The sequence below is a fragment of the Monashia sp. HAY1-2A genome (assembly GCF_056755315.1).
On the sequence record NZ_JBNDHY010000696.1, the window covers coordinates 1 to 243 of the forward strand.

A 243-nucleotide genomic window follows, 5' to 3' on the forward strand; every position below is an offset into this window, starting at 1 on the left:
GCCGTGGATGATGGCGTTATGGCTGGGCTTCAGCGCCTGGTGGCTGTGGTTACTCGGCTATTTACGGCTGACATGGTACTGGCTGATGCCTGTCGGCGCGGTCAGCGGCCCGCTGGCCTATTACCTCGGCATGCAGCTCGGTGCCATGCAACTTCTCGCCGCACCGGTTTATGTCTGGCTTCTGCTGGCGGCGGGCAGGTCGCTCTGCATGATATAGCCATACACACCTCCGAGGGCCTTGGC

General features: G+C 62.1%; 1 protein-coding gene. It reads left to right on the forward strand.

Translation table 11 applies throughout. The features are described from left to right. On the forward strand, positions 1–217 hold a 217-nt coding region (locus ACPYOM_RS23590), incomplete at its 5' end, for a DUF2878 family protein (protein ID WP_481347844.1). Positions 218–243 lie beyond the last annotated feature (26 nt).